Source organism: Aquaspirillum soli (assembly GCF_054781915.1).
The window spans coordinates 130,684-137,736 of the sequence record NZ_BAAGTM010000006.1; the positions used below are offsets into that span (position 1 = coordinate 130,684).

The following is a 7,053-nucleotide window of genomic DNA, read 5'->3' on the forward strand; positions in this document are numbered from 1 at the left end:
TAACAATGACAGTAACGACGCCTCGCATGATTGCGGGGCGTTTTTTATTATTTTGTGGAGGGGACGTATGATTGTAATTCGTAATTATAAAGAATCAGATGTTCGTGCGCTTTGGGATATTCGCTTTAGAACAATTCGCGAAGTTAATATCAAGGATTACTCTAAGGAGCAAGTGGAGGCGTGGGCTCCAGCGTCATTCGATATCAAAGACTGGTCGGAAAAATTATCCAGATTATCTCCATTTATTGCTGAAATTGATGGCACCATAGTTGGTTATGCTGACCTTCAAGTTGATGGTTTGATTGATCACTTTTTTTGTCATTATCAATATCAGGGACAAGGGGTAGGTAGAGCTTTAATGGAGCATCTTTTTAAGGTAGGTACGAGCAAAGGGATTTATTGTTACTATTCTGCTGTTAGTATTACAGCAAAACCATTCTATGAAAAATTCGGTTTTTCAGTCAGTAGAGAACAACTTGTTGAAGTTCGAGGACAAATTTTTAAAAACTTTCTCATGACGAGAAGCTTATAGCTTATTTATTTGTTATTGTTTTTTGGTATTGAACATGAAAAGGATAATCGAAAAACTCTCTATTGATCCCTCTGGTTCTTGGGATACAGAAAATCACTTTCGGGCTATGGCTGCCGTTGGTGATCCACAGCGGGCGTTGGCTATCTTAGACCGATTAGATCAAGTTGATGAGCACCCAAGTTTATTAGATGGAGAGACTTCGAAGTAGAAACGGTAATTTGCTTGTTGATAAGCAATACTAGGACGCGAAAAAGCCAGCATAAGTGCTGGCTGGTCTTTATATTCATTTGGTGGAGGTAAGCGGGATCGAACCGCTGACCTCTTGCATGCCATGCAAGCGCTCTCCCAGCTGAGCTATACCCCCACTGAATTTGACTTTTTAAGTGGCGTCCCCACGGGGATTCGAACCCCGGTTATCGCCGTGAAAGGGCGGTGTCCTAGGCCTCTAGACGATGGGGACGTACTTTTGACAGTAAGTCTTTGGTGGAGCTAAGCGGGATCGAACCGCTGACCTCTTGCATGCCATGCAAGCGCTCTCCCAGCTGAGCTATAGCCCCAATTTGGCCTTTCGCGTAACTGCTGGGCTACGCGAAGTGGGGCGAACTATAGAGTATGTTTTGGCCTTTGTAAAGGGCTTTTTTGTTAAAGCATAAATCTTTTACTTGGCTGGGGTATACTGACAAGCTTTTTCCATAACCAATCACTGCAAAGATTGCCTGATGGCTGCTCCGTCGCATTACGAAAACTTTCCTGTAGGTTCATTGCTGTTGCCCCGACGCATCCGCCCTGCGGTTCATGCAATCTACCACTTTGCCCGATACGCAGACGACATTGCTGACGAGGGGGAGTTTGATGTTCAAACTCGGCTTGATGGGTTGCAAGACTGTCGTAACAAACTCTGTGCCATCGAAGCCGGCGATCCTTTCCTGCATGATGCGATTTTTGGGCCGTTGGCAGCAGCGATACAACAACATGGTTTACCGTTTTCCCATTTTTACGACTTGCTCGATGCGTTTGAACAGGATGTCACCGTTTCGCGTTACGAAACATTTGCTGATGTTGTGGCGTATTGCCGCAAGTCTGCCAATCCGGTCGGACGTTTAATGCTGCATTTGTTCGGTGAGCACGATCGGCGCGCACTGGCCATGAGCGATGGGATTTGTACGGCATTACAGCTTGCCAACTTTTTGCAAGACGTTGCGGTTGATTGGCAGAAAGGGCGGGTGTATTTGCCGCAAGAAGAACTGCGACGCTATCGCGTGACAGAAACACAAATTGCTAACCAAGATTGTAGTGGTTTGTGGGAAATGATGATGCGGGCTCAGGTTAAACGTGCTCGTGATATGTTGGGCGCAGGGGCGCCTTTGGCAAAGCAATTACCCGGTCGTTTTGGCTTTGAGTTGCGTTTGATTGTGATGGGTGGAGAAACCATACTCCGTAAGATCCACCGTGCCGGAGGAGATGTGTTTAGCCAGCGTATTCGCCTAGAAAAACGCGATTGGTTATATATGTTCTACCGTGCGCTACGTGCTAATTGATGTTTGAAATAAGGATAGTCGAGTGACGCCTGACGAATATTGCCAAGACCGTGCTGCAAAAAGCGGTTCGAGCTTTTATTACAGTTTTCGTTTTCTACCAGAACAACGTCGGCGGGCGATTACTGCGCTATATGCTTTTTGCCGTGAAGTCGATGATGTCGTGGATGAGTGCATGGATGAAAATGTGGCGCATACCAAATTGGCTTGGTGGCGTTCCGAGGTCGATAAAATCTATGCCTCGTGTCCTGAGCATCCGGTAGGTAGAGCGTTATTGCCGCATGTCAGTACCTATGATCTGCCGCAGGGTCTATTGCATGAAATCATTGATGGCATGGAAATGGATTTACAGCAGGCACGCTATAACAGCTTCAAAGATCTACAACTCTATTGCCATCGGGTGGCTGGTGTTGTTGGCCAGTTGGCCGCCCAAATTTTTGGCTATCAAGACCACCGCACTTTGAAATATGCACACACTCTAGGCTTGGCCTTCCAACTGACCAATATTATTCGTGATGTCGGAGAAGATGCGCGCCGTGGGCGGATTTATCTTCCTGTGGAAGATTTGCAACGCTTTCAAGTGCCAGCAAGTGATGTGCTCAATTATCGAGAAACCCCAGCCTTTCGTGAGCTGATGTTGTTTCAAATTGAACGTGCAGAACAATACTATCAACAAGCGCTCGACTTGTTACCTAAGGTTGATCGAAAAACACAGCGCCCCGGCTTGATGATGGCGGCGATCTATCGGGCGACTTTGGAAGAAATCCGCCGTGATGGACCAGAAAAAGTGCTCAATCAGCGCTTGAGTTTAACCCCGATTCGAAAACTCTGGTTGGCATGGAAAACGTCCGTATTGCCGTAATCGGTGGGGGATGGGCAGGTATCAGCGCAGCGGCTACCCTCTTGCAACACGCTTCTCGTCCCTTGCATATCACCCTGTTTGAAGCGGGTAAGCAGTTAGGGGGACGTGCACGCAGTGTGCAGCTGGATCAATATGTGCTGGATAATGGCCAACATATATTGATGGGAGCTTATCAAGACACTTTGCAGCTCTGGCGACAGCTTAGCGTGGTGGAGCATGATGTTGTGCGCCGTCAGCCTTTTTGCTTGCAGGTCGTGCAGGGTCAACACACCGTTCTCAACTATCAATTGGCCGCATCAGGGCCCCATTGGTGGCGTTTGTTATCAGCAGGACTGCGTGTTCAGGGGGTATCGTTACGCGAACGTTGGGCGTTGGTGCGCGCAATGACAGCTTTGTTGACCCAACCTATCTTGCCACAGACGACGGTGGCGCAATGGTTGGGACAGACCAAGCAAAGTGACTGCCTGATTCGTAAGTTGTGGGAGCCGTTAGTGCTAGCGGCTTTAAATACGCCGTTAACCACGGCTTCCATGTCGGTGTTTGCACAAGTATTACGTGATAGCGTGTTAAGTGGTGCTGGCGCGAGTGATTTGTTGTTGCCTATCCAACCCTTGGCAGCATTGTTAGCTTTGCCAGCATTATCATTTTTGCAACAAAACGGTGTAAGCTGTTGTCTACAACGGCGAGTAAAACAGGTGGAACCTGTCGAAAAAGGTGTTTTAGTTGATGGCGTTTTCTATCATGCAGTGATTGTAGCGACTGCGCCGCAACATACGGCAGCCTTATTTACACAACCGCTGCCAGATTGGCCACAGTGGGACTATCATCCCATCGCAACGGTTTACTGTCGTTATGCCCAACAGGTTAAATTGCCATATCCGATGGTAGGTATTGCCGGCGGTTTGGGGCAATGGGTGTTTGATCGACAGTCGCTGTATGGCGAAAATGGCATGATAGCGGTGGTCATCAGTGGCCCGGGTGAGCATCTAACTTGGTCTCATGTTGAGCTAATAGATCGAGTCACGACAGAAATCTCAGCCTGTTTTGCGGCACCACAACCGCTGTGGGCGCGGGTTGTGATAGAAAAGCGCGCGACTTTTGCCTGTGTGGCAGGTCGTGAGCAACCACAATCTAGACCGTGGCCTCAAATTTACTTGGCCGGCGATTATTTAATCGCCGATTATCCTGCAACCTTGGAAAGTGCCGTGCGTTCAGGCAAACTGGCTGCAACCCAATTGCTTAATCAATATCAATAAAAGTGATGAAAATGAGTTTTTCCCTCCCTGATGCCGAAAGTTTGCGTGGGCGTGTCATTTTAGTAACGGGTGCCAGTCAGGGTTTAGGCCGTACTGTGGCATTGGCAGCGGCACAACATGGTGCCACCGTCGTGTTGTTGGCACGCAGTGTCCGTAAACTTGAGAAAGTTTATGATGAAATTGTGGCCCAAGGTGGCCCAGAGCCGGTTGCAATCCCACTGGACTTATTAACGGCAGAAGAAGCCCAATTCAACGACCTTGCCCTGCAAATTCACAAGGTGTTAGGTCGTCTGGATGGCATCGTCCATTGCGCTGCACACTTTTATGCTTCTTCACCCTTGATCAATCAAACGGTGGAAGAATGGGTCAACCAATACCGAATTAACACCGTTGCCCCCTTCGCGCTCACTCGTGCTTGTGCGCCGTTATTGTTCCGTGCTGAAGATGCTTCAGTGATCTTAGTGAGTGAGACCCATGCGGTACACCCGGGGCCATTCTGGGGTGGGTTTGGCGCGTCGAAATGTGCGTTGTCACATTTAGCTCAAGTTGCAACACAAGAATGGGACGCCTTCCCTCAAGTGCGGATCAATGTCTTGGTGCCGGGGCCTGTTGCCTCACCGCAGCGCACGCGCACGCATCCCGGTGAAACAAAAACACACCTGCCAACTTTAGAAAGCTTAGTACCGGCTTTCTTATTCTGGTTGGGGCCAGCAAGTCGTGGCCGCAGCGGTGAAGTGATCGAACTCAATCCTTGATTTTATAACGCGGAGACCGCCCACATGCGTCATCTATCCTCTATGTTGTTAGCGACGGTACTGATTACCCCGCTAACAGGTTGTGATTGGGTCATGAATGTGTCTGGCCTCAATAGTGAAGCTCATAAGGCAATTGGCGCCTCATGTCGGCAAACAGGTCGTTCATTAGAAGAGTGTTTCCAACGTAATCCACAGGCCGATCGTGCACAGGTCTTCGCTGGTTGGAAAGAAATGAACGAGTACATGACAAAAAATAAGCTTGATACGCTAACACCACCGCCTGATTTGCCCTCTCCTGAAGAATTAGAGAAGAAGCGCAAAGAAGAGGAAGAAGCCAAGAAAAAAGCCGCTAGTTTAGGGCCAGATGGAAAGCCCGACCCTGAAGTAGAAGCGGTATTGCGTTCTTTAGGCGATAAGCATAGTGATGCCCGTGATGTTGCCGATAATGCGGTCGAAAAAGACTTACATAAGGTTATGGACATCATCAACGATGCGAGCCCACCACCAACGAACCCAATCCCCGGTATCAATAGCTAATGGTAAAAGCAGCAAAAACCGTTTTCGTCTGTGAAGAATGCGGTGGGCAAGTCAGTAAATGGCAAGGGCAGTGCCCACACTGCCAAGCTTGGAACAGCTTATCCGAGCAAACCATTGCCCCCGCAGTACAAACACCGGCGCGTTTTGCCGCTTTGGCTGTTACGCACGGCAAAGTACAAACACTGTCAGAAGTCAGCGCGGAAGAGGCGCCCCGTTTCTCAACCTCGATTGATGAGTTTGATCGTGCTTTGGGTGGTGGTTTGGTGCGTGGTGCCGTGGTGTTGATCGGCGGTGATCCCGGCATTGGTAAGTCCACCTTGTTGCTGCAAACCCTTGCTGCAATCGGCAGTCAACGCTCAGTGTTGTATGTCACTGGCGAAGAATCACCACAGCAAATTGCCTTGCGTGCACAACGATTGGCAGTGTCGGCTGATAGTGTGCGCTTATTGGCAGAAATTCGAACTGAACAGATTTTGGCTTGCTTACAACAAGAGCAGCCACAAGTTGTTGTCATCGATTCGATTCAAACGGTTTACACCGAAACTCTTTCCTCTGCCCCTGGCTCAGTTTCTCAAGTCCGAGAATGTGCGGCACAACTGACCCGTTACGCCAAAAGTACCGGCTGCACCATGATTTTGGTGGGCCATGTAACAAAAGAAGGTGCGTTGGCAGGGCCTCGGGTGTTAGAACATATTGTTGATTCAGTCCTCTATTTTGAAGGGGATACCCACTCTAATTTCCGCATGATTCGTGCAGTGAAAAATCGCTTTGGTGCGGTGAACGAGCTCGGCGTATTTGCCATGACTGAACGGGGTTTACGAGGGGTGTCGAATCCTTCGGCCATGTTCCTATCAAGTCATCGAGATGATGTACCCGGCTCGTGTGTGTTGGTCACTCAAGAAGGAACTCGTCCACTATTAGTTGAAATTCAAGCCTTAGTGGATGAAGCACATGCACCACAACCACGGCGATTAACGGTAGGGCTAGAACAAAATCGGTTAGCAATGTTATTGGCGGTGTTACATCGTCATGGTGGTGTTGCTTGTTTTGACCGCGACGTTTTTATCAACGCTGTCGGCGGTGTGCGAATCAGTGAACCTGCTTCCGATTTAGCTGTGTTGCTCGCCATTGTGTCTTCACTGCGAGATAAAGCTTTACCAGAAAAAATGGTGGTCTTTGGTGAGGTAGGGCTTGGCGGTGAGGTAAGACCGGTGGCGCGTGGCCAAGAACGGCTACGTGAAGCAGCAAAACTTGGCTTTACTCGGGCGATTATCCCAACCGCCAACCGACCAAAACAAAGCATTGAGGGTATGACTCTGGTGAACGTAGATCGTTTGGATCAAGCTTTAGCCGCCTGCCGAGAATTTTCTTAATTTAAATTTTTTAAAAATCAGTGTGTTATTCAATTTTCTAAAGTTTTTGTGAGTGTAGGTGTTGACGATGGTTGGTGGAGTGGGTATAGTTCGCTTCCTCGCTGCAACACAGCAGCAGCAAACAGCGTTTAGTTGTTTGATCGATCTTTAACAGAATACAACCGATAGGTGTAAGCGCTTGGACATCAAGTGCTTGCACAACA

Annotated in this window: 7 protein-coding genes and 3 tRNA genes; 7 read left to right on the forward strand and 3 right to left on the reverse strand. The window is 48.6% G+C overall.

Annotated features, from left to right (window positions below; all coding sequences use genetic code 11):
• Positions 1 to 67 precede the first annotated feature (67 nt).
• The gene (locus ACYVJG_RS07865; protein ID WP_022654691.1) at positions 68 to 532 is read left to right on the forward strand and encodes a GNAT family N-acetyltransferase; all 465 of its coding nucleotides are present in this window, start codon (positions 68 to 70) and stop codon (positions 530 to 532) included.
• Between the two features lie 288 nt (positions 533 to 820).
• On the opposite strand, the gene ACYVJG_RS07870 is transcribed toward ACYVJG_RS07865, so the two are convergent.
• The 3 genes from ACYVJG_RS07870 to ACYVJG_RS07880 all read right to left on the reverse strand — a co-directional run bounded on the left by ACYVJG_RS07870 (position 821) and on the right by ACYVJG_RS07880 (position 1,089).
• Positions 821 to 896, reverse strand: a tRNA-Ala gene (locus ACYVJG_RS07870).
• Between the two features lie 20 nt (positions 897 to 916).
• Positions 917 to 992: transfer RNA gene (locus ACYVJG_RS07875), tRNA-Glu, on the reverse strand.
• A 21-nt stretch (positions 993 to 1,013) separates the two neighbouring features.
• Positions 1,014 to 1,089: transfer RNA gene (locus ACYVJG_RS07880), tRNA-Ala, on the reverse strand.
• 162 nt (positions 1,090 to 1,251) lie between these two features.
• Between ACYVJG_RS07880 and hpnC the strand changes: the two genes are divergently transcribed.
• The 6 genes from hpnC to radA are packed head-to-tail and all read left to right on the forward strand — an operon-like array spanning position 1,252 to position 6,850.
• Positions 1,252 to 2,070 carry a squalene synthase HpnC gene (hpnC, locus tag ACYVJG_RS07885; protein ID WP_460430568.1) on the forward strand — a complete coding sequence of 273 codons (819 nt, stop codon included), beginning with the start codon at positions 1,252 to 1,254 and terminating at the stop codon, positions 2,068 to 2,070.
• Positions 2,071 to 2,092: 22 nt separating this feature from the next.
• Positions 2,093 to 2,929 carry a presqualene diphosphate synthase HpnD gene (gene hpnD / locus ACYVJG_RS07890; protein WP_460430569.1) on the forward strand — a complete coding sequence of 279 codons (837 nt, stop codon included), beginning with the start codon at positions 2,093 to 2,095 and terminating at the stop codon, positions 2,927 to 2,929.
• The gene (gene hpnE, locus ACYVJG_RS07895; protein WP_460430570.1) at positions 2,905 to 4,185 is read left to right on the forward strand and encodes a hydroxysqualene dehydroxylase HpnE; all 1,281 of its coding nucleotides are present in this window, start codon (positions 2,905 to 2,907) and stop codon (positions 4,183 to 4,185) included. Before hpnD ends, hpnE begins: the two co-directional genes overlap by 25 nt.
• Before the next feature lie 11 nt (positions 4,186 to 4,196).
• The gene (locus tag ACYVJG_RS07900; protein WP_460430571.1) at positions 4,197 to 4,940 is read left to right on the forward strand and encodes an SDR family oxidoreductase; all 744 of its coding nucleotides are present in this window, start codon (positions 4,197 to 4,199) and stop codon (positions 4,938 to 4,940) included.
• 24 nt (positions 4,941 to 4,964) lie between these two features.
• Positions 4,965 to 5,477, forward strand: a complete 513-nt coding sequence (locus ACYVJG_RS07905; protein WP_460430572.1) for a hypothetical protein — start codon at positions 4,965 to 4,967, stop codon at positions 5,475 to 5,477.
• A complete protein-coding gene (gene radA / locus ACYVJG_RS07910; RefSeq protein ID WP_460430573.1) occupies positions 5,477 to 6,850 on the forward strand; it encodes a DNA repair protein RadA in 1,374 nt (457 codons plus the stop codon). Before ACYVJG_RS07905 ends, radA begins: the two co-directional genes overlap by 1 nt.
• The last annotated feature ends 203 nt before the right edge of the window (positions 6,851 to 7,053 follow it).